The organism is Cobetia sp. LC6 (assembly GCF_030264805.1).
In the GTDB taxonomy this organism is placed as follows: domain Bacteria; phylum Pseudomonadota; class Gammaproteobacteria; order Pseudomonadales; family Halomonadaceae; genus Cobetia.
Window position 1 is genome coordinate 88,696 of sequence record NZ_JASSPL010000011.1, and the last position, 26,076, is coordinate 114,771.

General features: G+C 63.4%; 22 protein-coding genes. 4 read left to right on the forward strand and 18 right to left on the reverse strand.

Annotated features, from left to right (window positions below; genetic code table 11):
• The first annotated feature begins 193 nt into the window (after positions 1 to 193).
• Both QQF40_RS13275 and QQF40_RS13280 read left to right on the forward strand, forming a co-directional pair.
• Entirely contained in the window at positions 194 to 700 is a 507-nt protein-coding gene (locus tag QQF40_RS13275) for a putative pterin-binding protein (RefSeq protein ID WP_254627047.1), read from the forward strand.
• 48 nt (positions 701 to 748) lie between these two features.
• Positions 749 to 3,130, forward strand: a complete 2,382-nt coding sequence (locus QQF40_RS13280; RefSeq protein WP_285461613.1) for an ATP-binding protein — start codon at positions 749 to 751, stop codon at positions 3,128 to 3,130.
• A gap of 204 nt (positions 3,131 to 3,334) precedes the next feature.
• On the opposite strand, the gene QQF40_RS13285 is transcribed toward QQF40_RS13280, so the two are convergent.
• Together QQF40_RS13285 and QQF40_RS13290 are read right to left on the reverse strand one after the other, a co-directional pair.
• Positions 3,335 to 4,522: an EAL domain-containing response regulator gene (locus QQF40_RS13285; protein ID WP_285461614.1), complete on the reverse strand. Its 1,188-nt coding sequence runs from the start codon at positions 4,520 to 4,522 to the stop codon at positions 3,335 to 3,337.
• Positions 4,523 to 4,912: 390 nt separating this feature from the next.
• Entirely contained in the window at positions 4,913 to 5,752 is an 840-nt protein-coding gene (locus QQF40_RS13290) for a M48 family metallopeptidase (RefSeq protein ID WP_175089135.1), read from the reverse strand.
• Positions 5,753 to 5,989: 237 nt separating this feature from the next.
• Between QQF40_RS13290 and QQF40_RS13295 the strand changes: the two genes are divergently transcribed.
• Positions 5,990 to 6,853 carry an ATP-binding protein gene (locus tag QQF40_RS13295; protein ID WP_043333805.1) on the forward strand — a complete coding sequence of 288 codons (864 nt, stop codon included), beginning with the start codon at positions 5,990 to 5,992 and terminating at the stop codon, positions 6,851 to 6,853.
• Between the two features lie 174 nt (positions 6,854 to 7,027).
• On the opposite strand, the gene der is transcribed toward QQF40_RS13295, so the two are convergent.
• From der to QQF40_RS13365, 14 genes are all read right to left on the reverse strand, one after another.
• Complete coding sequence (der, locus tag QQF40_RS13300; protein ID WP_043333806.1) at positions 7,028 to 8,452, reverse strand: ribosome biogenesis GTPase Der; 1,425 nt, start codon at positions 8,450 to 8,452, stop codon at positions 7,028 to 7,030.
• A 392-nt stretch (positions 8,453 to 8,844) separates the two neighbouring features.
• Positions 8,845 to 10,005, reverse strand: coding sequence for an outer membrane protein assembly factor BamB (gene bamB / locus QQF40_RS13305; RefSeq protein ID WP_175089137.1), 1,161 nt, complete (start codon positions 10,003 to 10,005; stop codon positions 8,845 to 8,847).
• Positions 10,002 to 10,658, reverse strand: a complete 657-nt coding sequence (locus QQF40_RS13310; RefSeq protein WP_233593351.1) for a YfgM family protein — start codon at positions 10,656 to 10,658, stop codon at positions 10,002 to 10,004. The genes bamB and QQF40_RS13310 overlap by 4 nt, the downstream gene beginning before the upstream one ends.
• Before the next feature lie 87 nt (positions 10,659 to 10,745).
• Positions 10,746 to 12,029, reverse strand: coding sequence for a histidine--tRNA ligase (gene hisS / locus QQF40_RS13315; RefSeq protein ID WP_285461615.1), 1,284 nt, complete (start codon positions 12,027 to 12,029; stop codon positions 10,746 to 10,748).
• A gap of 112 nt (positions 12,030 to 12,141) precedes the next feature.
• Entirely contained in the window at positions 12,142 to 13,257 is a 1,116-nt protein-coding gene (ispG, locus tag QQF40_RS13320; protein ID WP_043333809.1) for a flavodoxin-dependent (E)-4-hydroxy-3-methylbut-2-enyl-diphosphate synthase, read from the reverse strand.
• 11 nt (positions 13,258 to 13,268) lie between these two features.
• Positions 13,269 to 14,288 (reverse strand): RodZ domain-containing protein, encoded by a 1,020-nt coding sequence (locus tag QQF40_RS13325; RefSeq protein WP_285461616.1) that lies wholly within the window; start codon positions 14,286 to 14,288, stop codon positions 13,269 to 13,271.
• A gap of 335 nt (positions 14,289 to 14,623) precedes the next feature.
• Positions 14,624 to 15,532: a type IV pilus biogenesis/stability protein PilW gene (gene pilW, locus QQF40_RS13330; protein ID WP_285461617.1), complete on the reverse strand. Its 909-nt coding sequence runs from the start codon at positions 15,530 to 15,532 to the stop codon at positions 14,624 to 14,626.
• Between the two features lie 131 nt (positions 15,533 to 15,663).
• Positions 15,664 to 16,821 (reverse strand): dual-specificity RNA methyltransferase RlmN, encoded by a 1,158-nt coding sequence (gene rlmN, locus QQF40_RS13335; RefSeq protein ID WP_175089142.1) that lies wholly within the window; start codon positions 16,819 to 16,821, stop codon positions 15,664 to 15,666.
• Positions 16,822 to 17,175: 354 nt separating this feature from the next.
• Positions 17,176 to 17,601, reverse strand: coding sequence for a nucleoside-diphosphate kinase (ndk, locus tag QQF40_RS13340; RefSeq protein WP_043333812.1), 426 nt, complete (start codon positions 17,599 to 17,601; stop codon positions 17,176 to 17,178).
• 241 nt (positions 17,602 to 17,842) lie between these two features.
• On the reverse strand, positions 17,843 to 18,169 hold the full coding sequence (locus QQF40_RS13345) for a HesB/IscA family protein (RefSeq protein WP_166020123.1): 327 nt from the start codon (positions 18,167 to 18,169) through the stop codon (positions 17,843 to 17,845).
• A 15-nt stretch (positions 18,170 to 18,184) separates the two neighbouring features.
• Positions 18,185 to 19,333, reverse strand: coding sequence for an aminotransferase class V-fold PLP-dependent enzyme (locus QQF40_RS13350; protein ID WP_285461618.1), 1,149 nt, complete (start codon positions 19,331 to 19,333; stop codon positions 18,185 to 18,187).
• Between the two features lie 115 nt (positions 19,334 to 19,448).
• Complete coding sequence (gene iscR, locus QQF40_RS13355; RefSeq protein ID WP_175089144.1) at positions 19,449 to 19,922, reverse strand: Fe-S cluster assembly transcriptional regulator IscR; 474 nt, start codon at positions 19,920 to 19,922, stop codon at positions 19,449 to 19,451.
• A gap of 142 nt (positions 19,923 to 20,064) precedes the next feature.
• Positions 20,065 to 21,024: a serine O-acetyltransferase gene (gene cysE, locus QQF40_RS13360; RefSeq protein ID WP_285461619.1), complete on the reverse strand. Its 960-nt coding sequence runs from the start codon at positions 21,022 to 21,024 to the stop codon at positions 20,065 to 20,067.
• 9 nt (positions 21,025 to 21,033) lie between these two features.
• Complete coding sequence (locus QQF40_RS13365) at positions 21,034 to 21,831, reverse strand: RNA methyltransferase (RefSeq protein ID WP_175089146.1); 798 nt, start codon at positions 21,829 to 21,831, stop codon at positions 21,034 to 21,036.
• A gap of 505 nt (positions 21,832 to 22,336) precedes the next feature.
• On the opposite strand from QQF40_RS13365, the gene QQF40_RS13370 reads away from it, so the two are divergent.
• On the forward strand, positions 22,337 to 23,131 hold the full coding sequence (locus tag QQF40_RS13370) for an inositol monophosphatase family protein (RefSeq protein WP_043333816.1): 795 nt from the start codon (positions 22,337 to 22,339) through the stop codon (positions 23,129 to 23,131).
• Positions 23,132 to 23,269: 138 nt separating this feature from the next.
• Here the strand turns inward: QQF40_RS13370 and secF are convergent, their stop codons facing one another.
• On the reverse strand, positions 23,270 to 24,175 hold the full coding sequence (gene secF, locus QQF40_RS13375) for a protein translocase subunit SecF (protein ID WP_285461620.1): 906 nt from the start codon (positions 24,173 to 24,175) through the stop codon (positions 23,270 to 23,272).
• Between the two features lie 12 nt (positions 24,176 to 24,187).
• The gene (gene secD, locus QQF40_RS13380; protein WP_285461621.1) at positions 24,188 to 26,038 is read right to left on the reverse strand and encodes a protein translocase subunit SecD; all 1,851 of its coding nucleotides are present in this window, start codon (positions 26,036 to 26,038) and stop codon (positions 24,188 to 24,190) included.
• Between the last annotated feature and the right edge of the window lie 38 nt (positions 26,039 to 26,076).

The following is a 26,076-nucleotide window of genomic DNA, read 5'->3' on the forward strand; positions in this document are numbered from 1 at the left end:
GTTCACGTTTGGCAGGACGATGACGACATATACTCGAGTTCATCCCCTCTCGCTGCTTTATGGCGCGGTGCCGCTGCTGACGCGTGAATGGCGAGGATGATACGCGACGGCGAATCCCCGGCCGTCGTCCATGGTTGTCCATGACCCCTGGAGTCTTCCCATGCCGCTTCTCATTCTACTGCGATGCCTCACCATGGCGTTACCCCGTATGCGCCATTGGCTTGTGCTGCTGACACTGTCGTTTTCCCCCTTCGCCATGGCCCTCGAGGCTCCGCAGGGTCCGGTGGTGCTACGCGTCACCGGGGATGTTACCCATGCCAACGCCGGAGGCGAGGCGCATTTCGATCGCGCCATGCTCATGGCGCTGACGCAACGGGAAACCGTGACCACGACTCCCTGGCATGACGGCGAAGTGAGCTTCAGCGGTCCGCTCGGTTCAGCGTTGATGGAGGCAGTGGGCGTCGAGGATGGCACCATGCGTATCGTGGCGCTCAACGACTACGCCGCCACCGCGCCGGTGCAGGACTATTTCGATCATCCGGTGATACTGGCCATGGAAGTCGATGGCAAGCGACTGCGTGTGCGCGACAATGGCCCCATCTTCATCATCTACCCCTTCAGTGAGCAGCCGGATCTCCTCAACGAGGAAATCATGACCCGCTCTGTCTGGCAGGTGAAGCGCATTGAAATTGAACGCTGACCCCGCTTTTACCGCTCAACTTCATGAGCTCTGGCAGGATGCCCGTGCATGAACCCACTCCGTTCCCTGCATTTCAGAACCGCCATCGCCATTGCCGCGACGTTGTTCTTCGTCTCGGCATTGGTGACTGGCGTTCTGGTCTATCAGCGTCAGCAGGCACTCGAGCACAAGCTGCGTGAGAATCTGATCTGGGCGGTCTATCAGTTCGACAGGGAAGTTCGCGAGCTGCGCATGGTGGTGGCCGAGGAACAGAAGACCCCCACGCCGCCCGCCTTGATGGATGACAGCGAGCTGCTGTTGCGGCTCGACATCCTCTATAGCCGGGTGCAGCTTCTGCAGAGCGGCCAATTGGGCAGCATGCTGGCGGGGATGCCCGATCTGCATTCCCAGTTGATGGCCATGTTGCCCAGAATCGAGGTGCTGGACAGCGCCATCATGGACCTGGCGAGTCGTCAGGCGCGTGATGCGTCCCTCTATGTTCAGATACTCAGCCGGCTTGCCTCGCTTCAGGAGCAGACCGGCGAGCTGCTGCTGAACATCAATTCCGAGGCCGCTATCCAACGCACCAAGGAGCGCTCGGAGCTCCTGAACCTGTATGCCCTCGCACTGTCGCTGGTGCTGCTGATGACGTTGAGCGGCATCGTGCTGGTGGTCGCGCTGATCGTCGAGAGTCGCGGACGGGCCTCAAAGACCCGCAAGCTGGAGGAGCGCACCCAGGAGCTGGATGGCATGGTGCAGCTGGCGCAGGCGGCCAGTCGTGCCAAGTCGGAATTCATGGCGATCATGAGCCATGAGATACGCACCCCGCTCAATGGCATGGTCGGCGTGTCGGACCTCATCGGCGAGGAAGTCTCGACCCGGCGTGGCCAGCAATATCTGGCGATGTTGCGCCAGAGTGCCGAGAGTCTGCAGGCCGTCATCAATGATGTGCTGGATTATTCCAAGATCGAAGCCGGCAAGCTGGAGCTGGATCAGCGCTGCTTCTCGCTGCCCGAGTTCCTCGATTCCCTGGCCGCGCACTACCATCGCCAGACAGGCAATGCCGGCAAGGGATGCTCGCGCATCTTCCTCGAAGAACGTGGCGATGACCTGCCCGTCTGGGTCAAGGGTGACGTCAATCGCCTGCGTCAGGTACTGACCAACCTGCTCAACAACGCCTTCAAGTTCTGTCCCCAGGGCACCATCCGGCTGAGGGCATCATTGGAAGATGGCGAGACGCTTCATTTCGAGGTTCACGACAGCGGTTGCGGGATCGCCGCCGACCAGGTGAGCCAGTTGTTTGCCCCCTTCACCCAGGTGGATACCTCGATTGCGCGCCGTCATGAAGGCACCGGGCTCGGGCTTGCCATCTGCAAGCGACTGGTGGAGGCGATGGGCGGCGAGATCGGCGTCGAGAGCCATCTCGGGCTCGGCAGCCGCTTCTGGTGCCGCGTGCCATTGCCGGTATTGACCGCCGCCGAGGCTTGTCCGCAGCAGGCGGTGGGAGATGCGCCCTTGCCCCACGCAAGCGTGCTGGTGGTGGAAGACAACGAGGTCAATCAGTCACTGGCGCGGGCCATGCTCGAGTATCTGGGACAGCAGGTCACGGTGGTGGAAGACGGTGAGCAGGCACTCGAATGGCTGGCGCAGGCTGGCAACGATGTCGATCTGGTGTTCATGGACATGCAGATGCCGGTACTGGATGGCGTCGAGACAACGCGTCGCTGGCGTCATCACGAGGCCGAGCAACCCGCCAGCGCTCGTCTGCCGATCATCGCGATGACCGCCAACGTGATGCAGGAGGATGCACGCCGCTGTATCGATGCCGGCATGCAGGGGGTGCTGCACAAACCCTTCACGCGTGATGATCTGCATCGGGTACTGCAACAGTATCTGGTCCAGACCTCTGATTCGCAGGAGAAGGTGCTCGCGCCAGACAAGCCAGAGGCTTCGGCTGGCGAGCGGACAACCGCCGTGCAGGCACCTGGCGATGATGGCGTCAGCTCGTCAGCGGCTGAAGATCAGGACGCGCAGATCGACGCTGCTCCGGCGCTCGATGTGGCAACTGACGACTCAGTCGCGCGCGCTCTGTCTGATGCCGCGCCGTCATTGCTGCAACACGCAACCTGTCAGGAGCTGCTCGCGACCCTGAGTGGCGAGGCCTATTCACGGCTGCTGAGCAATTATCTGACGCGGCTCGAAGGACGCCTTGATCTAATGGTAACTCTGCTGAAGCAGAGGGATCTTACGGAGCTCAAGCGCGAGGCACACTCCCTGAAAGGGGCGTCAGCCTCGCTGGGATGCAGCGGCATTGCCGGTGGCGCCAAGGCGCTGGAGGAGGCCGTGAGCAGCGACGACATGCCCCGGGTACACCAGCATGTCGCCACGTTGCGCTCCTTGTGTATACCGACGCGGGACAGCCTCCTCGCAGAAGGCTATCTGTTCTCCTGAGAGTATTGGGACGTGATGGCGTGATAGATCGCTGTTAGCTTCACTACCGCCCCTCTTGTTCTCCCGTTCCCGCCTTCACTCGTTCTCTTCATCCTGGCCCTCACTACACAGACGCCACCCATGGTGACATGGGTGGCGTCTGTGTAGTGAAGGAGTTGCGGTATTTCCGCTGACTGTCTTGTGTTGCGGGGGATGTCAGCTCCCTCAGTGGACGGCGGAGGCGTGGCGTTGGCTGAGTGCATTGACAGCGCTGGGCGGGCAGCGACTCCAGGCATTGAAATCGGTGACGGGCATGGGGCGCGCGAACAGATAGCCTTGGCCGATATTGCAGCGGGTATCGCAGAGGTAATCGCGTTGTTCCGCGGTCTCGATGCCTTCACCGACCACTGCGAGATTCAGGCGCTGACCCAGTTCGACGATGGTACGGGTGATGGCGCGCGCTTCCGGGTGGCTGTCGCTGCGCCCGACGAAGCATTGGTCGATCTTCAGCTCGTCGAATGGCAGGTTGTAGAGCTGCATCATCGAGGAGAAACCGGTGCCGAAGTCATCCAGCGCCAGGCGATAGCCGCGCTCGCGAATGGCATTCAGCAGGTGACGAGCATAGGTGAGGCAGTCGATCCCGCAGCTCTCCGTGAGTTCCAGCGTGATGGAGTGCGGATCGACATGATGCTGACTGGCCAGGGCGTCCAGCGTCTTCAGCATGTCACGGGTGCGCAGCAGCTGCGGTGACAGGTTGAGAGCGAGATCAAGGTGAAGCCCCTGGGACTGCCATTGGCCCTGCTGGCGGAAGCCATGCTCGATGACCTGCCAGGTGAGGGCCTCGATACGGTTGCTGCGCTCCGCCAGGGCAATGAACTGGTTAGGCATGACCATGCCGCGTAGAGGATGCTGCCAGCGCACGAGAGCCTCCGCGCCGCTGAGCCGGCCGCTGGCGAGGTCGATCTTGGGCTGGTAGACGAGGTGAAGCTGGCGCTCGGTCAGAGCATCATCCAGCTCATCAAGTGTCAGCGGATTGCGTTGCTTGTCTAGCTCTGCCAGCAGAGAGGCCAGATGCATGATGTCGAAGGGTTTGCCGAGTTGGCCCAGCATCTCCAGACCGCTGCGCTTGCCCCTGGCGACCATCGCTTGCATGTCGTCGTTGTGACAGGCGCTCATCAGAATGATGCCCGCCTCGACATTGCGTTCGCGTAGATAGCCGAGCACATCATCTCCGGTGAAGTCGCCCAGTTCGTAGTCCACCAGGATGAGGTCCGTCTCCAGACAGGCGGGGTTGCAGGCGATGTCCTGCAGCCCTTCGCTTTGCGTGCAGTCGAAACCATGGGCGGAAAGCAGCCCGCTGATGAGTTCACGAAAATCCGGGTCGTCGTCAATGATGAGTGCGTGTCGAGTCATGTAAGGCATCCTCAAGCGAGTGTCGGGAATACGCTCGCTCCGTTGCGCTTGAAGTGTCTGCATGAGCAGTGCGCAGGCGAGCAGGTGATTCCAGATTAGCAATGCGGTTACATGATTCGCGGATATCGACACATTTGACGGCTTCTTTTTACATTCGGGAAGTCAGGTCGATAGTTCAGAGAGCGGGTAGCGTGAGCCAGCCAGGGGAGAGGCTGCCAGGGGCAACTGGCCAAGGAGAGACGGGGAAGATCAGCCAACAAGCAAGGGGGGGGGCAGCTGGATGGAAACTGCCGCCGCTCGCGCAGCCCCGGGTTCTTCAGGGGGCCGCGCGAGTGGGTGTTACCTGAGACTGACACCTGAGACTGATCAAGCCACACCATACAGGTGGATTCAGCGCAGTCGATTGCAGTCGGGTTTCTCGCCGGCGGCGCGGGCCTGCTGATAGGTCGGCAGAGCGGTCTCGAGGCGCTCGTTGAGGGCCGCCATGCGCTGCTCATCGCTGGGGTGCGTCGACATCCACACCGGGGGCTGCGCGCCACCGGCAGCGTTCATGTTGGCCCACAGCTTGATACTGGCGCGCGGGTCGAAGCCGGCTTCAGCCATCAGGTCGAGTCCCAGCAGGTCGGCTTCGGACTCGTGGGAGCGTGAGAACGGCTTGAGCACGCCGTATTCCGCGCCCATGCCCAGCAGGCCCATGAGCTGATCGCCACCGGTGCCTTCGAGGCCTGCCAGTGCCTGGGTCAGTGACAACCCGGCGGAGGTCAGCGATTGGGTCGAGACGCGCTCGTTGGCGTGGCGCGCCAGCACGTGGGCGATCTCGTGGCCGATGACGGTCGCCAGCTGGTCCTGATTCTCGGCGACCTCAAGCAACCCGGTGTTGACGCCGATATAGCCGCCCGGCAGCGCGAAGGCATTGGCGGACTCGTCCTCGAATACCTTGACCTGCCAGCCGCTGATGCCATAGCTGGCAGGCACCTTGGCGGTCACCGCATCCGCCACGCAGCTGACGTAGGCATCCTGACGACCTTCCACCACCGGCAGCTCCTGCTGGTACTTGCTGAAGCTGGCTTCCCCCATCTTCTCCAGTTCCTGATCCGAGTAGAGGGTCAGCTGGCTGCGGCCCAGCGGAGAGCTGGCGCAGGCACTCAGGGCGACGGACGCCGCAAGGGCCGCCAACGGGAGCAGACGACGCAGGGCGCGGGGAGATGAGAGATCGAGCAATCCTGGCATTGGGGCCTCCTGGCTAGATGACGTGACAATCTTCAAGCGCACGGCAGGGCGACGCTGAACGTGCAAGAAACGTGCAGACAGCATAACCGGATAGACGCAATGGTGCAGTCAGCGAAATGATACGTTGCTGAGATCACAGCAACGTCGGGCCAGACGGCTCCGCCGGGCATGAGATACTGGGCGTGATCTGATGGGCCTGCCACGGCCCGGACCCCATGTATCTGACAGGGAATCATCATGTCGCCAGAGTTTGAACGCCGCCTCTCGCATCTGCTGGACCGACTCGAACCGATGCTGCCGCCGACGGCTGTCGAAGTGGACTGGACACGCGATGTCGCCGCCTTGTGGACTCGGCACCCGCTGGGAGGGCGCCTGACGCCGATCGCGCCGCGTGACGCCCTGACACTTGAGGATCTGCTCGGCATCGCACGCCAGAAGCGTGAGCTGCTGGCCAACACTCGCGCCTTCCTTGCGGGCAAGCCGGCCAACCACGCGCTGCTGTGGGGTGCGCGTGGTACCGGCAAGTCATCGCTGGTCCGCGCACTGCTCAATACCCTGGGTCGTGAGGGGCTGCGTCTGATCCAGATCGATCGCCACGACCTGCCGGCACTGCCGGCGCTGGTCGCCGAGCTGGCTCAGCAGCCGCATCGCTTCATCGTCTACTGTGATGACCTGTCCTTCGAGGGCAGTGATGACGCCTACAAGGCGCTCAAGAGTGTACTGGATGGCACTCTGACCGGCCCGCCGGAGAATGTGCTGCTATATGCCACCTCCAACCGTCGTCATCTGCTGCCGGAGCACATGAGCGACAACCAGGCCACCCACATCGTCGATGGCGAGCTGCATCATGGCGATGCGGTGGAAGAGAAGATCTCGCTGTCGGACCGCTTCGGCCTGTGGCTGGCCTTCCACCCCTTCAATCAGGATGCCTATCTGGAGACCTGTCAGCATTGGGTGGAATGGCGTCTCGGTGCGGGCAGCTTCGATGAGGCGGCGCGTGGCGAGGCGCTGCGCTACGCTACCCAGCGCGGGGTGCGTAGCGGGCGCGCCGCCTGGCAGTTCGCCAATCTGTGGGCGGGGCAGAAGACGCTGGAGGCGTGAGCCTGGTGCTTGACGCCCGTGAGATGATTGCGGCGCTTGAGATGCTTGAAACATCAGTGCTCGCGACATGAAAAAGCCGCCCCTGCAGATGACTGCAGGGGCGGCTTTTTCATGGGGCAGGCTGGCGGATCGGATCCGCTGGCCTGCCATCACCCACAGGCGCAGTTCACGCCATCAACGGCGCTGCTTGCGCTCCTTGCGAGCTTCCTTGGTACGCGCCAGTGAACGCTCCTTCGCGCGCTCGCGGTCGTCAGCACCCTGGGCACCATCGAAAGGGTTATCGCCGGAGCGGAACTCGAAACGCATCGGCGTACCCTTGACCTTGAGCACCTTGCGGAAGGTGTTGGTCAGGTAGCGCTTGTAGGCTTCCGGCAGACGGTTGGTCTGGTTGCCGTGCACCACGATCAGCGGCGGATTGGCGCCACCCTGGTGAGCCATGCGAAGCTTGATGCGACGGCCATTGACCATCGGCGGCTGGTGCGCCTGGGTGGCGTCCTGCAGCAGGGTGGTCAGACGCTTGGTCGACCAGCGGGCCACGGCGCTTTCGAAGGCGCGGTCGATGGACGGGTAGAGGTCACCCACCGCAGTGCCGTGCAGTGCGGAGATGAAGTGCAGGTCAGCGTAGTCGGCAAAGCCCAGACGACGCTTGATCTCGGAGCGCATCTTCTCCTTGGCTTCGCTTTCCAGGCCATCCCATTTGTTGACCACCAGCACCAGCGCGCGGCCGCTGGTCAGCACGAAGTCCAGCAGGTGCAGGTCCTGCTCGACCAGCCCTTGGCGGGCATCGAGCACCATCACGGCGACGTTGCACTTCTTGATCGCTTCCAGTGTCTTGATGATGGAGAACTTCTCCACCACTTCGCGCACGTTCTTGCGACGACGGATCCCGGCGGTGTCGACCAGCAGGTAAGGCTTGCCACGACGCTCGAAGGGAATCTCCACCGCGTCGGTGGTGGTACCGGCCTGGTCATAGACGACCACGCGCTCTTCGCCCAGCAGGCGATTGACCAACGTCGACTTGCCGACGTTCGGGCGACCGATGATGCCGATGCGCACGCCGCGATCATCCAGTTCCGGGTGCAGGTCCTCGTCTTCGCCTTCCTCGACTTCGGGGTAGGGCGAGAGCACCTCTTCCAGCAGCGTGGTGACGTTGCGACCATGCTCGGCGGCGATGGCGCGCGGGTCACCCAGACCCAGGGTCCAGAAGTCGGACTTGCCGATCTCCTCGTCCATGCCGTCGGTCTTGTTGACCACCAGCCAGGTCTTCTTCTGGTTGACGCGCAGGTGATTGGCGATGGCCTCATCCGCCATGTTCAGACCGGCGCGCGCATCGACCATGAACAGCACGATGTCGGCTTCGTCGATGGCGGCCAGGGACTGGCCGGCCATCATCAGATCGATGCCTTCCTCGTCACCGCTGATGCCGCCGGTGTCGATGACGGTGTAGGGCTTGCCGCCGACCTTGCCGGTGCCGTACTTGCGGTCACGGGTCAGGCCGGGGAAATCGGCGACCAGAGCATCACGGGTCTTGGTGAGGCGATTGAATAGCGTCGACTTGCCGACATTCGGGCGGCCGACCAGGGCGATCACGGGGTTCATGGAATCTCACAGCATTCGCAGGGATAGCATCGATGCCGGCCCCGTACGGTCTGCTTCGAACCATGATGGCTGGAAAGCACCTTGTGCAGGCAGGGCGATAGCGATGATATCGGACTTGGGGCACTGGATGACGACGCAGGCGTCGCATGCATCCAGTATGGTCCGCCGACAGGGGGTCAGCACTGTCGGCGGAAATATCTCGTGGCTGAATCATTGGCTGCGTGGTGCGGCAGGCCTGATCAGCGGGGGCAGCATTCTAGCATTGACAGGGAGTTGCTACCAATGGCGCATTACGACAACGGCAGCCAGGTGGCTGCCGTTGTCGTGACGAGGGCTGAACGAGGCGCATGTCAGATTGCGGGGCAGGCTGACGTGCGCGCTCGATCAGTGGCTTACGGGGCTTCGAGGTCCAGCGCCGTCAGCTCTCCATCGTTGGTGTAGACATAGATGCGCTTGCCTTCGGTCAGCGGGGTGATACTGATGCCATCGCCCCCCACGTCATAGCGGCCGGCCATCTCGCCGCTCTGGGCGTCGATCAGGTGCACATAGCCTTCGTAGTCACCGACCACCAGCTTGCCATCGACGAAGGCCGGAGAGGTCAGCCAGCGGCCTTCCAGGTCTTCGGACTTCCACAGCACGTTGCCCGTGTTGGCATCCATCGCCAGCACATGGCTGGCGTTGTCGATGCTGAACAGGTAATCGCCGACCACGATGGGCGTCAGATAGCTGGAGGACGGCTTGTCCCACAGCGGCTCGCCGTTGCGAGCGTCCAGCGCGATCAGGCGACCGTTGTAGCTGGTGACGAACAGGCGGCCATCCTGGGTCAGCACCGGCTGGCCATCGAGATCGACCAGCTGGTCCACCTCGGTACGCCCGGCCGGCACGGCAACGCGCAGGTCCCACAGTTCCTGACCTGAGCGATTGTCGAGCGTGACCAGCTTGCCGTTGGCGAAGCCCGCGAAGGTGACCGGCTGGATGACGCGCGGTGCGCCGGTGCCACGCAGCGTCAGAGCCGGAATCGTGGCCGAATAGGCCCACTGCTCTTCGCCGGTGAAGCGATCAAGCGCGGTCACGGTGCCATCGACGCTCTGCACCACGACCAGCTCGTCGTTGTACTGCGGCGCGGCCAGCACTTCACTGGAGACACGCGTGCTCCACTCGATGCTGCCATCTTCCTGGCTGACGGCGCTGACCTTGCCATCGCGCGTACCGACGTACAGGCGGGAGGCATCGGCATTCAGTGCGCTGGTGATGCCAGCCGGCAACCGTGTCTGCCAGATGTCGTCGCCACTGTCGGCGGCGAGGGCTTCCAGTTCACCGCCTTCGGCACCGACGAACAGCCTGTCGTTGGCGAAGATCGGGGACAACGGATAGTGGGCACGGCCAAGGCCATTGCCGACCGATTCGCTCCAGACGGAATCCAGCGCGACCTGGCGATCGAAATCGACCAGCTCCTTGGGCGCATATTCCGGTTGGGCACTGCTGGCGCAACCGGCCAGCAGACTCACGGCCAGCAGCGAGGCCGGTACGCTCAGACGACGAGTGACGCTCATGAAGAAGACTCCGCAGCCAGATCGGCGAGTTTCAGGTCGAGACCGTAGACCGGCTGACCACTTTCCTGCGACAAGGCGCTGGCCTGCTGATAAGCGGCGATGGCCTCATCACGCTTGTCCTGTGCGGCCAGGGCATCGCCACGCACCGCAGCCGCCTGCGCTGCCAGCGGCGCCGGCGGGCTCTTGAGCAGGGCGAGTGCCGCGTCGTTGTCGCCGCGCTCGACGTTGATTCGCGCCAGACGCAGGCTGGCCAGCCCCTGCAGATAGCTGTCATCGCTGTTGTCGATCACGCTCTGCAGCGCCGTGGCGGCTGCATCGAGATCGTTGGCCTTGACCGACATGCTGGCATCCAGCAGGTGCGCCATCTGGGTGTAGAGGCTGTCGCCGTGCTCGCTTTCCAGTTCGCCGATCAACGTACGCGCCTGCTTGACACCGGCGTCTTCCAGCTTGGGCTGGCTGACGAGGCTGATCAGTTGCTGGTAACGCACGGAGGCCGCTTCGGACTGGCTGGCTTCGTAGTTCTGCCAGGCCTTGAAGGCAAAGACACCGGCGCCGGCCAGTACGACACCGGCAATCAGTGACTTGCCGTTCTCGCTCCACCAACGCTTGATGGCTTCAAGCTGTTCTTCTTCGCTTCTGAGCTCTTCCGCCACGGGCGGTCTCCTTGACCTGGCCGGCATGCCGGCACTTGCATTCGAGAGGCGGAGAGCTGGCTCTCCGCCCGATATTCATTGGCAGTCTCAGGCGCCGAAGACGCTGTCGAGACGTTCGCCCAGCGCACGCTGGTTCAGCGTTTCCTGGTCGCGTTCCTCGCGCAGGAACTTGAGCGCCACCGTGCCTTCGATGACTTCATTCTCACCAAGAATCAGCGCGATGCGTGCACCGCTCTTGTCGGCCTTCTTCATCTGACTCTTGAAGCTGCCGCCACCGCAATGCAGCACCAGGCGCAGGTTGGGCAGGGCGGTGCGCAGCTCTTCGGCCAGACGCATGGCTTCGCTTTCGGCCTGCTCGCCCATCGACATCATGTAGACATCGACGGTCTCGCGGACGTCCTGCGGTACCAGTTCCAGTGTCTCGAGCAACAGGATGAGGCGTTCGACGCCCATCGCGAAGCCGACCGCCGGCACCGGCTTGCCGCCGAGCTGTTCGAACAGGCTGTCGTAGCGGCCGCCGGCACACACGGTGCCCTGGCTGCCCAGTGCGGTGGTGGTCCATTCGAACACACTGCGCGAGTAGTAATCGAGGCCACGCACCAGGCGCGGGTTGATGACGTACTCGATGCCGGCGGCATCGAGACGTGCCTTGAGGCCCTCGAAGTGCACGCGGGATTCTTCATCCAGGTGATCCCCCAGACGCGGTGCGGCGTCGACGACGGCGGCCATGTCCGGGTTCTTGGTGTCGAGGATGCGCAGCGGGTTGCTGTGCAGACGACGCTTGGAGTCTTCGTCGAGGACATCCAGGTGCTGTTCGAAGTATTCGACCAGCAGATCACGGTAGGCGGCACGCGCCTCGAGGCTACCCAGCGAGTTGAGCTCGAGCGTGACGTGCTCCAGCAGGCCCAGCTGACGCCACAGACGCGCGGAGATCAGGATCATCTCGGCATCGATGTCCGGACCTTCCATGCCGTAGGCTTCGACGCCCACCTGATGGAACTGACGATAACGGCCCTTCTGCGGGCGCTCGTGGCGGAACATCGGGCCGGTATACCACAGACGCTGGATCTGGTTGTGGACCAGGCCATTCTCCATCGCCATGCGCACGCAGCTGGCGGTGCCTTCCGGACGCAGGGTCAGGCTGTCGCCGTTACGGTCGTCGAAGGTATACATCTCCTTCTCGACGATGTCGGTGACTTCGCCGATGGAGCGCTTGAACAGCGCGGTCTGCTCGACGATGGGGGTGCGGATCTCGCGATAGCCGTATTGGCCCATCAGCGCTTCTACCTGGTGCTCGAAGTATTGCCATACCGGTGACTGGTCCGGCAGCAGGTCGTTCATGCCACGAATGGCCTGGATCTTGGTACTCAACGTTCTCTCCTGAATTCTTGCGCGTCTCCCCACGGCGCTCGCATGACGTCATGCAGGCGGGTGGGGAGACGAAGGCGCGTCACTCTCGACGCGCAAGCCAGCCGAGACAAGCTCAGCTCTGGCGAATGATGGTGTCGGCCTCACGGGCCTCTTTTTCCGCGACCTTGTCACGGATGAGTCGCTCAAGATCGTCAACCAGGGTGTCATTGGTCAACTTGCTGGCCGGCTTGCCGTCCAGGTAGACCAGATTGGCGGGGCTGCCGCCGGTCAGGCCGACATCGGTCTCCTTGGCTTCGCCGGGGCCATTGACGACACAGCCGATGACCGAGACGTTCAGCGGCGTCATCACGTCTTCAAGACGTGTCTCCAGTTCGTTCATGGTCTTGATGACGTCGAAATTCTGACGCGAGCAGCTGGGACAGGCAATGAAGTTGATGCCCTTGGCGCGCAGCTTGAGGCTCTTGAGCATGTCGAAGCCGACCTTGATCTCCTCGACCGGGTCCGCTGCCAGTGACACGCGGATGGTGTCACCGATGCCATCCATCAGCAGCATACCCAGGCCGATGGAAGATTTGACGGTGCCCGAGCGCAGGCCGCCGGCTTCGGTGATGCCCAGGTGCAGCGGCTGTTCGATGCGCGCCGCCAGGTCACGATAGGCGGCGACGGCCATGAACACGTCGCTGGCCTTGACGCTGACCTTGAAGTCCTGGAAGTCGAGGCGGTCCAGATGGTCGATGTGACGCATGGCAGATTCGACCAGCGCCGCCGGTGTCGGTTCGCCGTATTTCTTCTGCAGGTCCTTTTCCAGGGAGCCTGCATTGACGCCGATGCGGATCGGGATGCCGTTGTCGCGTGCGGCGCTGACCACGGCACGCACGCGGTCTTCACGACCGATGTTGCCCGGGTTGATGCGCAGGCAGTCGACGCCAAGTTCCGCCACACGCAGGGCGATCTTGTAATCGAAGTGGATATCGGCCACCAGCGGAATGTTGCTCTGCTGCTTGATGCGACCAAAGGCTTCGGCGGCATCCATGTCCGGCACGCTGACACGCACGATATCGGCACCGGCATCCTCGAGGCGCTTGATCTGCGCGACGGTGGCGGCGACATCGTTGGTATCGGTGTTGGTCATGCTCTGCACGGAAATCGGTGCATCGCCGCCGACGGCCACATTGCCGACATGAATCTTGCGCGAGACGCGGCGCTTGATGGGGGAGTGACTATGCATGGGATTCCGGATCATTCACCGAGGGTAAGTTTGGCGACACTGCCGCGCGTCACGCGCGTGAGGTCGACCGCTTCATTCATGTAACGCAATTCGACGCCAGAGGCATTGCCGATGGTCAGCGTGAAGGGCGGCTTGCCCTCCAGCGTCGTGCTGGTGCCGGCCTCGTTGCTGCCGCGCAGCAGGCGCTTGCCATCGGCATCACGGATGTCGGTCCAGGAATTGATGTTGAACGTCAATTCGAGCTTGCGCGGGTCTGCCGCCGGTGCAGCGTCCTCTGCTGCGCTCTCTTGTGAGGAGGCGGCACTGGCATCGGCGTCAGCGGCGCTATCGGTGGCAGCGCCAGATGCTGACGTGCCAGCCTCTGCAGCGCCCGGCGCGGCGGCAGTTGCGCTCGTATCGAGCGCGTCAGCACTCTGCGCTGTGGCCTCGGACGAGGCTGCTGCCTCGACGGCAGATGCATCACCGGTAGCAGTGGAGGGCGGCGCCGTTTCACTGGCAGAGGACTGCGAGAGCGAAAGCTCGATGGAGCCATCGGCGTTCACGACCGGTGCGTCGTTGTCCGCATCGCTGCCACCTTCGAGGGCGGAGGTTTCGGCCGGCGAGGTGCGGCCATAATCGCCACTCTGCCACCACACGTAGCTGAGGCCGATCAGGCCAGCGATGACCAGCAGGCTGACGAGGCGGAACAGGTACTTGCCCATCTTGCCCGGCGGGCGCACCGACGGTGTGGAGCTGGGAGTGTAGCGCTCGGCTTCGGTAGTGCCGAACTGGGCATTGTACTGCCCGACGATCGCTTTCTCGTCCATGCCCAGCAGACGGGCATAGGCACGCAGATAGCCGCGACGATACGCGGCAATGGGAATCTGGTCGTAGTGGTCGCGTTCCAGATCATCGACCAGGCTGGGGCGCAGGTTGAGCTGTGTCGCCACCTCATCACGCGACAACCCCTGATGCTCGCGCTCCAGCTTGAGGCGCGTGCCAGGCAGTGAATCACTGGCGTGCTGATCAGGGGCGGGTTGATGTTCGCTCATGGCGCATCCTTGTAAGGAAAAACTGACTACCGAACGCACATCCGGGCGCTCTTCCGGTACTGCGGGAACTGCTCCTGATACTGACGCTGGAGCATGCTGACTGATGCTATCGCGCGATTGGCCGGGTGCTGCACGACTCGTCGGTCATCGTGCGAGTGAGCAGCGTGAAAAGCGATGACCCCCATGCCAATCGACGCGCACGAACACATGTTCGTCCGCGTCGGCACTATACCAAGCCCGCGCCGAGATTTTCACCGGCATTTCGGTCTTCTCGGTCCTGCTTGCAGCGACCCCGCCCACGAGGTGGCGCCATCAGCGGGGTCATTGCGCCTGGCTCAGGGAGTGCGAATCACCGCGCGACCGGATTCCCGTGTCAGGACCTGCTCGAGCTGACGGCTGTAGAGATCTGCCAGACGGCTGTCGCCGCGTGCGGTGGCCACATCGACGGCCAGGGCGAGACTGTCGCTATCGGTGCCTGCCAGGCGGAAGTAGCGGCTCAGCGCCGACTGGGCGGCGTCATTGTCGCCGGCGTCATGCGACATGCGTGCCACCGCCAACCAGGCCTCTGACTCACGCGGGTTGATCTTGACGGCGCGTTCGAAACTCTTCGCGGCCTCGCTGGTCTTGCCCAGCTGCAACTGACAGCGCCCCAGATTGGTATAGAGCTGGCCACGGTTGTCGTAGGTCAGGTCTTCTGCCGCGATCTCGAGCTGCCGACAGGCCTCGACGTATTCACCGCGAGAATAGAGAAAGGCCGCGTAGTTGTTGCGCGCACGGGTAAAGGACGGATCGCTGGAAATGGCCTGATTGAAATAGTCATCGGCGAGCACATTCTCACCCTGGCGCTGGTAGATCATCGCCAGTCCGGCCTTGGCCTCGGCATTGTTGCTCTGCAGCTTGAGTGCCTTCTGGAAGGCGCTGTCGGCGCGTTGCAGCTGATTACGACCCAGATAGGCCTCTCCGAGTTCCACGTAGGCATTCGAGGCCTTGTTGTCATCCGGCGGAGCGTAGGGGTCGTTGGTTTCCACGCGTGTCGCGCAGCCTGCGAGGGTCAGGCCGGCAAGCCCGAGGCACAGCAGCAGGGCTCTGGTGCGGCGAGTGATGCCGCGAGCAGCGGAGCGGGTGTGGGAATCATGCTGACAGGGGCCCTGTGCGGCAGTGTCATGCGCGACAGGGTCATGCTCATTGGTGCGATGACGGGGCAGACGACTCGGCATGCAATCCTCGCGTGAATGAAGGCTCATGATGTGCCTGCGGGCGAGGGTCGCGGCAGGCAACAAAAGCGCCCCCATCAAAGCGCCGCACCTGCCACAAGTCAAGGTGGCAGGGCGGCGCATGGCCATGGCGATAGCGTCAGATCAGGGCTGGCAGCCGCTCAGTCGGCGTCGAGCTGGATGGCGTTGATGTAACGCTCGGCGCGACGGGTGCGATCCTTGACCTGACCGACCAGCTGGCCACAGGCGGCGTCGATGTCATCGCCACGCGTCGCGCGCACCGGTGCGGTATAGCCCAGCTCATAGAGACGCTGCTGGAAGCGCATCACCTGGTTGCGTGACGGCTTCTCGTAACCGGAATGCGGGAACGGGTTGAACGGGATCAGGTTGATCTTGCACGGCAGCTCGTCGAGCAGCGCGGCCAGTTCCTCGGCGTGCTTGATCTGGTCGTTGACGTCCTTGATCAGGGTGTACTCGATGGTGACGATACGTGCGTCGTCACACTTGGCCAGGTAGCGATGGCAGGAGTCGAGCAGCGCGCGAATGTTCCACTTGCGGTTGATCGGCACCAGCACGTTGCGCAGTTCATCGTTGGCCGCGTGCAGCGAGATCGCCAGGCTGACATCCATCTCGTCACCGAGCTGATCCAGCTTGGGCACCACACCGGAGGTGGAGAGGGTGACGCGACGCTTGGACAGGCCATAGGCGTTGTCATCCAGCATCAGCTTCATCGCCGGCACGACGTTGTCGTAGTTCATCAGCGGCTCGCCCATGCCCATCATCACCACGTTGGTGACCGGACGCTTGCGGGTGTCCTTGCGGTCTTCGGCGCCACGGGTGGCGACCCATACCTGGCCGATGATCTCGGCGGCGGTCAGGTCACGCTCGAAGCCCTGCTTGCCGGTGGAGCAGAAGCTGCAGTCCAGCGAGCAACCGACCTGGGAAGACACGCACAGGGTGCGACGGTTGCCGTTCTCGGAGGGGATCAGCACGGTCTCGACGTAGCTGCCATCGCTGACTTCCAATACCCACTTGCGGGTCCCGTCCTTGGACTCGCCTTCATAGACGATGCCCGGCGCACGGATCTCGGCGACCTGCTTGAGGCGCTCGCGCAGCGGCTTTGCCAGGTTGGTCATCTCGTCGAAGCTGTCGACGCCTTCCTGGTGAATCCATTTCATCACCTGGGTGGCACGGAATTTCTTCTCGCCGATGCTCTCGAAGAAGGCTTCCATCGCCGGGCGCGGCAGGCCCAGCAGGTTGGTGAGCTTGACGGCGGCAGGCGCCGCGGCATCGGTGGCAGTTGCAGTGGTATCAGTCATGGTATGGGCCGGTCGTGTCAGGGATGGGCAGGCGCCTCACAAAGGATAGACGTCTGCAGGGCGACGCTGTCAGCGGAGGTGGCGATGGCTCGCAGACCTCAAGAGGCTCTCGTCATCAGCGCAGTGCGCGTGGGCGTCACATGGCGTGGGGAGAGGGCGCTGCAGCGGCTTTCAGAAAAGCGTATCGGACCTGCTCAAGCGTCGAATCTGCTTCAGGAGATGCATGCTGTCGCGCGGCGCTTCAGCACGTCCGATACCACGACGGCCCCGCCTCGCAGGCAGGGCCGTCGTGTCATGCACGGCAGAGAGACGCGTGCCCCGAAGGGCTGGGCTTCTCAGTCGTACAAGGCGAAATCAACCGCGCGGGCAGATTTCGTTGTCGCCGAAGAAGTAGGCGATTTCGCGAGCGGCAGATTCCGGCGCGTCAGAACCGTGAACGGCGTTGGCGTCGATGGAAGTGGCGAAGTCTGCACGGATGGTGCCGGCTTCAGCTTCCTTCGGGTTGGTAGCGCCCATCAGGTCGCGGTTCTTGGTGATGGCGTCTTCGCCTTCCAGCACCTGGATCATGACCGGGCCGGAAGTCATGAAGCCGACCAGCTCACCGAAGAAGCCACGTTCGCTGTGCTCAGCGTAGAAGCCTTCGGCCTGTTCCTTGGACAGGTGAACCATCTTGGAAGCGACGATCTGCAGACCGGCCTTCTCGAAGCGAGAGTAGATTTCGCCGATCACGTTCTTGGCAACGGCATCCGGCTTGATGATGGACAGAGTACGCTGAGTCATGGTGAATCTCCTGAGACAAGCTTTGAAGAGCCGCACGGCAGATGCCGCACGGCGGAAAACGGGCTCTGTCGGCATGCGCGCGACAAAAGTGGGCGGCATTATAGCGGCAAGTGCCACCGGCTGCATCCATCATGCCTGAGTCGCATGACGCGCAGATGGCAAGCGCCTCGTCGGCATGGGCTGGCGAGGCGCTGAGGGTCGGCTCAGACGTTGAGGTCTGGCTTGGACGCTGAAGCCTGGTCTACACGCTGAAGCTCTCGCCACAACCACACTCGTCCTTGACGTTGGGGTTGTTGAAGCGGAAGTAGCGGTTCAGGCCGTCCTTGACGTAATCCACTTCGGAGCCGTCGAGCACGGTGAGGGCTTCGGTGTCGACATAGACGGTGGCGCCGTGATCGACGAAGACGGCGTCTTCCTCGTTGGCCTCGTCGGCGAAGTCGAGCACGTAGCTGTAGCCGGAGCAGCCGCTGGGCTTGACCGAGACACGCAGGCCAAGGCCGTGGCCGCGCTCGGCCAGCACGACGCGGATCTGGTCGGCGGCGGAGGGGGAAATCGACAGGTGTGCCATGAGCAGTCTCCCGGGTCAGGCGCGCAGCGAGATCAGGGCATGCCTGATCTCGCCGAGCGCGGATTCAATGTCGGTGGCGGTGGTGAAACGTCCGAAGCTGAAGCGCAATGACGCCAGCGCCAGTGGACGGGGCACCCCGATGCCGGTGAGGACGAACGACGGTTCGACACTGGCGGAATTGCAGGCCGAACCGGTGGAAATCGCGATGCCGCGCAGCGCCATCAGCATCGCCTCGCCATCCACGCCCTCGAAGGCGAGATTGACGATGTTGGGCGCGCTGACCTCTATATCGGTATTGAAGTGCACGCCTTCAAGGCCGGCAAGCCCGGCGACGAACTGGTCACGCAGCGCGACGAGGTGCTGGTGGTCGGCGTCGAACTGCTCGGCGCTCAGACGGTAGGCCTCGCCCATGCCGACGATCTGATGGGTCGGCAGGGTGCCGGAACGCATGCCGCGCTCATGACCACCGCCGTGGATCAGGGCATCGACCTTGATCTGCGGCTGGCGACGCACGTACAGCGCACCGATGCCCTTGGGGCCGTAGGCCTTGTGGGCGGACAGCGACAGCAGGTCGATGGGCTGACGGCTGACATCGATCTGCACCTTGCCGGGCGCCTGGGCGGCATCGACATGGAAGGCCGCACCATGCGAGTGGGCGATGTCGCCCAGCGCCTCCAGGTCATTCAGGCTGCCCAGCTCGTTGTTCACCGCCATCAGCGATACCAGGATGGTATCGCTGCGTAGGGCGTCGCGCAGGCTGTCCGGGCTGATGCGCCCGTCAGGCTGCGGGGCGATGCGCGTGACCTCGAAGCCTTCCGCTTCCAGTGCACTGGCGGTATCCAGAATCGCCTTGTGCTCGATGGTCGAGGTGATCAGATGGCGGCCGCGCGCGGCATTGGCACGCATGTAGCCGGTCAGCGCCAGGTTGTCGGCTTCGGTGGCACCGCTGGTCCAGACGATCTCGCGCGGGTCGGCACCGATCAGATCGGCGACCTGACGACGCGCACCCTCGACGGCCTGCTCGGCCAGCCAGCCCGGCATGTGACTGCGCGAGGCCGGGTTGGCGAAGGTGCCGTCCTGCGTCAGGTGACGCATCATCAGCTCGGCGACGCGCGGGTCGACGGGCGTGGTGGCGGCATAGTCAAGGTAGATCGGCTGGGACATGGTGACTTCCTGAAGACACGACAGACAGTGATGACGGTGAACGTGATGAAGGCGATCTCGAGGGCGGCGGGGCGCGGCGAGCATCGCCTGGCCTGCTCAGCCTGGCAAACGTGGCTCAGCTGCCTTGCATGACGGTGATCGGTGTCGGCTCGCATGCCTTGCGCTGGCGACTGGCGATCTGGCGAATCTCTTCGCGCGCGACCAGGTCGGCCAGGCTGATGCCGTCGAGGAAGCCGTGGATCTCGTCGGACAGATCACACCACAGGTGGTGCGTCAGGCAGGTGTCACCGGCCTGACAGTCCGACATTCCCTGACAGCGTGTGGCATCAACTGACTCGTTGACGGCGTCGATGATGCACGCCACCGAGGTGGTCTCGAGTTCGGTATCCAGTAGATAACCGCCACCGGGACCACGCACGCTCTTGACCAGACCTGCACGCCGCAGACGCGCAAACAGTTGCTCCAGATACGACAGCGAGATGCCTTGGCGTTCGGAAATATCGGCCAGACAGGTCGGGCCGCAGCTGGCATGCAGGGCCAGATCGAGCATCGCGGTGACGGCGTAGCGTCCCTTGGTGGTCAGGCGCATGACAGAGTCCGTGAGCAGATGGAGCCTGCGACGTTGAGGACGAGGCCGGGCATAGTCGCCGCCTCTGGCGAGACGGCGTCTCAATGCGCCCCATTATGGTGGGGTGGTCTGGCGGGGTCAATCCCGACTGAATTGGTCAACTTTAGCCATGCTGACGTTCGGCGGGTTCCTGAGTATCGCTTGCCTGCTCGGTCGGCGAGTGCCCAGTCGATGACCCTTGGGTCGAGGTCTGCTCGGAACTGGAGGCTGCCCGAGCCTTGGGCGAGGTGCTGCCCTGGGCCGCGGCCACGTCAGCGACGGCCGTCTCGCCACCGCAGGGCCCTAGTTCATCGATCAGCTGGGCGAAGTCGGCATCGTCGAGCTCGGGCAGGCGCCCGGCGCGATAGCTGGCATCCAGCTTGCGCAGCGTGCCGCACATCTGTTCGATGCGCTTGTCCACGGCATGCATGTGATCGAGCATCGCATGCATGGAGCGCGCGACCGGGTCGGGCATGTCCTGGCCCATGCCATAGGCGTCAAAGCCGAACTTCTCCTTCATGGCCTCGCGGCTTTCCGGGTCGACCGACGGCTCCTCCGCCACATCCGGCTCGGCGCGCTTGACGATCTTGCCGGGAATGCCGACGACGGTGGCACCGGCAGGCACTTCACGCGTGACCACGGCATTGGAGCCGACCTTGGCGCCGGCACCGACGGTGAACGGGCCGAGAATCTTGGCGCCAGCACCGACGATGACACCGTCGCCGAGGGTCGGGTGGCGCTTGCCGGCGTTCCAGGTGGTGCCGCCGAGAGTGACGCCGTGATAGAGGGTCACGTCATCGCCGATCAGGGCAGTCTCGCCGATCACGACGCCCATGCCGTGGTCGATGAAGAAGCGGCGACCGATGGTGGCGCCCGGGTGGATCTCGATGCCGGTCAACCAGCGCATCAGGGTCGAGCCGGTGCGCGCCAGCCATTTGGCGTTGTGGCGCCATAGCCAGTGATTGATGCGATGGGCCACCAGTGCATGCAGGCCCGGATAGTTGGTCAGGACTTCAAAGAAGTTGCGCGCCGCCGGATCACGGGCAAACACGCTATCGATGTCTTCACGCAGTCGAGTGAACATGGCGTGTCCTCAGGAAGTGCGGTTGGCCGTGTCGGCTTGTGCCAGGCGAACCTGCTTGTCCACCGCGGAAAGAATGCCGCGCAGAATGTTGATTTCCATGCTGTCCGGACGCGCGCGCAGATAGAGGCGACGCAGGCGTGCCATCAACTGGCGCGGCTGTTCCGGATCGAGGAAGTCGACGCTGATCAGTGTCTTCTCGAGATGCTCGAACAGGCGCTCGAGGTCGGCGTGGCTGGCCAATGGGCTGTCCCAGTCGATACCGAACGGCTGGTCATCCTCGGCACGTGGCGTCTCGCCGGCGGCTTCCTGGTCGGCCAGCCACGCCTGGCGGCACTCATAGGCCAGTACCTGCACCGCCGCGGCCAGATTCAGCGAGCTGAAATCCGGGTTGGTCGGGATGTGCACGTGACGGTGACAGCGCTGCAGCTCTTCATTGGAGAGCCCGGAATCCTCACGGCCGAAGACGATGGCCACGCGGGCATCCGGCAGGCGGGTTTCATCTGCCAGGGTGGCTGCGAAGGCGCGCGGCGTGATCATCGGCCACGGCAGGTTGCGCGAACGTGCGCTGCAGCCGACCACCAGGCTGCAATCCGCCACGGCCTCTTCCAGCGTCTCGTGCACCGAGGCGCTGGCGACGAGTGCATCGGCACCCGAGGCGCGTGAGGCGGATTCCTGGCATTGCACCTGACATCGCGGCGCGACCAGTGCGAGATCGGCCAGGCCCATATTGAGCATGGCGCGGGCTGCACCACCAATGTTGCCGGGGTGGCTGGTGCCAATCAGGACAATGCGCAGACGTTCAAGCATGAGGACTTCCAGGATAGCAATTGAAGGGCGGGTCGGCCGACGCGGCTGGCGCAGTACGTGATCCGCATACGCAGACTCAGCGATAAATCGCGCGTCAGGAGCCGATATCCTAGCATGAAGCCGCGTCAGGGAGCAGTTTCCCGCCGGTGTTGAGGGCAAGCGCGGCGCGAGGGAGGCGCGCGCGGGCAGGGCGCAGGGAGGCGACGTGCAGGCAGAGGGTGGCCGCAGGCAATGGCAGCTCGAGCCGAGCTCTGGTAGACTACGCCGTCCCGTCATGTCGCAACATGTGTTCGCCCTCGCTGGCGCCACGTGCTGTGGCGGCTGGCAGCCTGCATGCATTGCACTATGCAGCGCGCCCCGCGCCGTATCAGGATTCCTGTGCGGGCTACATGACCGCCTGATCCGATTGCACCCAGTTTCGCTCGATCCGTGTTGCGCCGCGTTGATATCTCACGCGCCGTGGCACCCGTTCTTTAACAGCTCCCGACTCGTCAAGGCCTTGATCATGCATCCGATGGTCCAATTTGCGCTGCGTGCTGCACGCGGTGCCGCAGAGCAGTTCGTCCGTGCTCGTGAACGTATCGAAGTCGCCCGTGGCGACAACGATCTCGACACCTTCATTGCAGACACTGCACGTCGCGCCGAAGCGCACATCGTGCGTCAGCTGGAGCGCGGTTATCCGCAACACGGTCTCTCCGGCCGTTATACCGACCATCGCGATGGTGAAGGTCAGGGCTCTGACTACCACTGGCGCATCGAGCCGGTGCACGGTTACTCCAACCTGGCATCCGCAGCCTCCGGCTTCGCGCTGTCCGTGGTCTGCCTGTTCAAGGGCCGTGCCGAGCACGCCGTGGTCATCGCACCGTTCACTGACGAAGAGTATATCGTCAGCCGCGGTCGTGGTGCCCAGCACTCCGGTCACCGTATCCGCGTGACCAACGCCACCTCCATCGAAGGTGCGCGTCTTGCGATGGGCCTGCCGGAAAGCTGGCAGCGTCCGCGTCACCTGCCGACCTACCTCTCCATCGTTCAGCAGGTCGGCCCGCAGGTCGAGATGCTGCGCACCAGCGGTTGTGCGCTACTGGACGTGCTCGAGCTGGCCTCCGGCCGTGTCGACGCCGTCTATGTGCTGGGTCTGGATGCCGGTGACAGCGAGATCGTCAGCCTGTTCCTGAAGGAATGTGGCGCACTGGCAGGCAGTGCCGACGGCACGCCGGTCGTGGTTGCCGAAGGCACCCTGATGGCCGCTGGCGCGCGTCTGTACAAGGCGCTGGCGCAGACCATGCAGCCGCACCTGTAAGCCCCTGCAAGACGACGTGACCTGACAGCCTTCGGGGCCGTCTGGAGAACGAAAAAACCCCACCTCGCATGAGGTGGGGTTTTTTTGTGCCTGGCGATCCGTGCCTGGCGGTCTGTCTCTGATGGAGGAGCGAGACGCTTACGGCGCGCCGTCCTCGAACTGCTCCTTGGGCGGGGGGGTCAGATCCACACGCTTCAGGCCGACCACCAGCAACAGCGCCGCTGCCACGTAGATGGACGAGAAGGTCCCCGCGACCACACCGATGATCAGTGCGATGGCGAAGTTGTGGATCATGTCACCGCCGAGGAAATACAGCGCCAGCAGCACCAGCAAGGTGGTGCCGGAGGTGGACAGCGTGCGTGACAGCGTCGCGTTGATGGCGTCATTGAAGATCGACGGCATGTCATCGATACGCGATTTGCGGATGTTCTCGCGAATGCGGTCGTAGACGATGATGGTGTCGTTCAATGAGTAGCCGATCACGGCCAGCACCGCGGCCAGTACCGTCAGGTCGAAGTCGAGTCCGAACAGGGCGAAGATGCCCAGCAGGATGATGACGTCGTGACCCAGCGAGATGAGTGCGCCGAGGGCGAACTTGTACTGGAAGCGGAAGGCCACATAGACCATCACCACGGCCAGGGCGAGCAGCATGCCGAGACCGGACTGATCGCGCAGCTGATCACCGACCTGGGCACCGACGAACTCGGCGCGGATCAGGTTGACGCTGTCACCGGTGGCCTGCAGATGCGCCACGATGTCATTGCCGATGCCGGCTTCGAAGCTCTGCTGCAGACGCACCAGAATCTCGTTGCTGGCACCGAAGGTCTGGACCGAGACATCCTTGTAGCCGGCGGCTTCCAGTGTCTGGCGCACGCTTTCCAGTGCCGGCGCTGTCTGGTATTTCACTTCCACCAGGGTGCCGCCGGTAAAATCGAGGCCCAGGTTCAGGCCATGAATCACAAGGGCGCCAATGGCCACGATCGTCAGCACGATGGAGACGATGAAGGCCGCGCGCCGCTTGCTCATGAAGTCAAACTGTCGCATCACGATGGCCCCTCAGATCCAGAGTTTCTTGAGTGTCTTGCCGCCAATGGCAAGATTGATGATGCCGCGCGAGACCATGATCGCCGTGAACATCGACGTCAGGATGCCGATGGACAGCGTCACCGCGAAGCCCTTGACCGGGCCACTGCCGATGGAGAACAGGATCACCGCGACCAGCAGGGTGGTGATGTTGGCATCGACGATGGAGGTGAAGGCGCGCTCGAAGCCGGTATGCACGGCTTGATGCAGCGGCATCCTGGAGCGCATTTCCTCGCGGATACGCTCGAAGATCAGCACGTTGGCATCCACCGCCATGCCCAGCGTCAGCACGATACCGGCGATACCCGGCAGGGTCAGGGTGGCGCCCAGCATCGACATCGCGGCAATCAGGATCGCCAGGTTGGCGGTCAGGGCCACGTTGGCGACGACACCGAAGGCCTTGTAGCGCGCCAGCATGAACAGCACGACCAGCAGCAGGCCCAGCTCGACGGACAGGATGCCGCGCGAGATGTTCTCGGCACCGAGGCTCGGGCCGATGGTGCGTTCCTGCACGAAGTAGATCGGCGCGGCCAATGAGCCGGAGCGCAGCAGCAGCGACAGCTCCTTGGCTTCCGTCGGCGAGTCGAGGCCGGTGATGCGGAAGCTGTTGCCCAGCGCACTCTGGATGGTTGCCAGACTGATCAGCCCCTTCTCGGTGTACGGAATGCGCTTCTCGACCTTCTCGCCGTCTTCCATCACGGTGCGCGTGCGGGTCTTGTGCTCGATGAACAGTACCGCCATGTTGCGGCCGATCGCGGCACGCGTGACGCGGTTCATGATCGAGCCACCGGTGCCGTCCAGGTTGATATTGACCTGCGGACGGCCGCTTTCATCGAAGCTGGTGCTGGCGCTGGAGACGCTGTCACCGCTGATGATCACGTCCTTCATGATGTTGGCGGTGCGGCTCGGCTGGTTGCGGAACGCGAAGCTCTCCATCTCGCTGGCCGGCGTGTCGCTGGCCGCTTCGAGACGGAATTCGAGGTTGGCGGTGGCACCCAGTACGCGCTTGGCGGCGGCCGTGTCCTGCACGCCCGGCAGCTCGACCACGATGCGGTTCGGGCCCTGGCGCTGAACCAGCGGCTCGGACACGCCCAGCTCGTTGACGCGATTGCGGATCGTGGTCAGGTTCTGATTGACCGCGTAATCCTGAATCTCCTTGACGGCGGCGGCGGTCAGGGTGAGATCCAGTACGGCCCCACGCTCGACATCGCGCTCGTCGTATTCGAAGTTCTGGAAGTCGCGCGAGATCAGTGAGCGCGCCTTCGAACGGTCTTCCTCATCGGAGAACGTCAGGCTCAGGGTGCCGTCGTCGACTTCGCTGCCGCGGTAGCGAATACGCTCCTCGCGCAGGGTTTCCTTGATGGCACTGGCGTTGACTTCCAGGCGCTGCTTGACCGCGGCGTCCATGTCGACTTCCAGCTGGAAGTGGACACCGCCACGCAGGTCAAGGCCCAGCTTCATCGGTGAGGCACCGAGGCTGGCCAGCCACGACGGCGTGGCATCGGCCAGGTTCAGCGCGACGATGGCGTCATCGCCGAGCGTCTCGCTGATCAGTTCCTTGGCGCGCAGCTGCTGGTCGTTGCTGGTAAGGCGAATCAGGCCGGTGGAACCGTTGAGTTCCCCGGACTTGGGCGTGATGCCGGCGTTTTCGAGGGCACTGGTGGCGCGATCGAGGTCTTGCTGGTCGATGGCCTCGGCGCCGCTGGCGGCACTGATCTGCACGGCCGGGTCTTCGGGGTAGAGATTCGGCAATGCGTAGATCACGCCGACGGCAAGTACCAGGCAGATCACCAGGTACTTCCAAAGCGGATAGCGGTTGAGCATGGCAGCCCTGTCCTTGGTGGAGCGGGAGAGAAAAGCAT

Bases quoted from the DNA above. Each gene is read 5' to 3' on its own strand.
- pilW (WP_285461617.1), bottom strand. From the start codon at position 15,532: ATGAGCCTTCATTCACGCGAGGATTGCATGCCGAGTCGTCTGCCCCGT.
- QQF40_RS13275 (WP_254627047.1), top strand. From the start codon at position 194: ATGGCGTTACCCCGTATGCGCCATTGGCTTGTGCTGCTGACACTGTCG.
- QQF40_RS13295 (WP_043333805.1), top strand. From the start codon at position 5,990: ATGTCGCCAGAGTTTGAACGCCGCCTCTCGCATCTGCTGGACCGACTC.
- ispG (WP_043333809.1), bottom strand. From the start codon at position 13,257: ATGCATAGTCACTCCCCCATCAAGCGCCGCGTCTCGCGCAAGATTCAT.
- iscR (WP_175089144.1), bottom strand. From the start codon at position 19,922: ATGCGCCTGACCACCAAGGGACGCTACGCCGTCACCGCGATGCTCGAT.
- QQF40_RS13280 (WP_285461613.1), top strand. From the start codon at position 749: ATGAACCCACTCCGTTCCCTGCATTTCAGAACCGCCATCGCCATTGCC.
- cysE (WP_285461619.1), bottom strand. From the start codon at position 21,024: ATGTTCACTCGACTGCGTGAAGACATCGATAGCGTGTTTGCCCGTGAT.
- QQF40_RS13345 (WP_166020123.1), bottom strand. From the start codon at position 18,169: ATGGCACACCTGTCGATTTCCCCCTCCGCCGCCGACCAGATCCGCGTC.
- bamB (WP_175089137.1), bottom strand. From the start codon at position 10,005: ATGAGCGTCACTCGTCGTCTGAGCGTACCGGCCTCGCTGCTGGCCGTG.
- ndk (WP_043333812.1), bottom strand. From the start codon at position 17,601: ATGACTCAGCGTACTCTGTCCATCATCAAGCCGGATGCCGTTGCCAAG.
- QQF40_RS13285 (WP_285461614.1), bottom strand. From the start codon at position 4,522: ATGACTCGACACGCACTCATCATTGACGACGACCCGGATTTTCGTGAA.
- rlmN (WP_175089142.1), bottom strand. From the start codon at position 16,821: ATGACTGATACCACTGCAACTGCCACCGATGCCGCGGCGCCTGCCGCC.
- QQF40_RS13370 (WP_043333816.1), top strand. From the start codon at position 22,337: ATGCATCCGATGGTCCAATTTGCGCTGCGTGCTGCACGCGGTGCCGCA.
- secF (WP_285461620.1), bottom strand. From the start codon at position 24,175: ATGCGACAGTTTGACTTCATGAGCAAGCGGCGCGCGGCCTTCATCGTC.
- QQF40_RS13325 (WP_285461616.1), bottom strand. From the start codon at position 14,288: ATGAGCGAACATCAACCCGCCCCTGATCAGCACGCCAGTGATTCACTG.
- der (WP_043333806.1), bottom strand. From the start codon at position 8,452: ATGAACCCCGTGATCGCCCTGGTCGGCCGCCCGAATGTCGGCAAGTCG.
- QQF40_RS13365 (WP_175089146.1), bottom strand. From the start codon at position 21,831: ATGCTTGAACGTCTGCGCATTGTCCTGATTGGCACCAGCCACCCCGGC.
- secD (WP_285461621.1), bottom strand. From the start codon at position 26,038: ATGCTCAACCGCTATCCGCTTTGGAAGTACCTGGTGATCTGCCTGGTA.
- QQF40_RS13350 (WP_285461618.1), bottom strand. From the start codon at position 19,333: ATGTCCCAGCCGATCTACCTTGACTATGCCGCCACCACGCCCGTCGAC.
- QQF40_RS13290 (WP_175089135.1), bottom strand. From the start codon at position 5,752: ATGCCAGGATTGCTCGATCTCTCATCTCCCCGCGCCCTGCGTCGTCTG.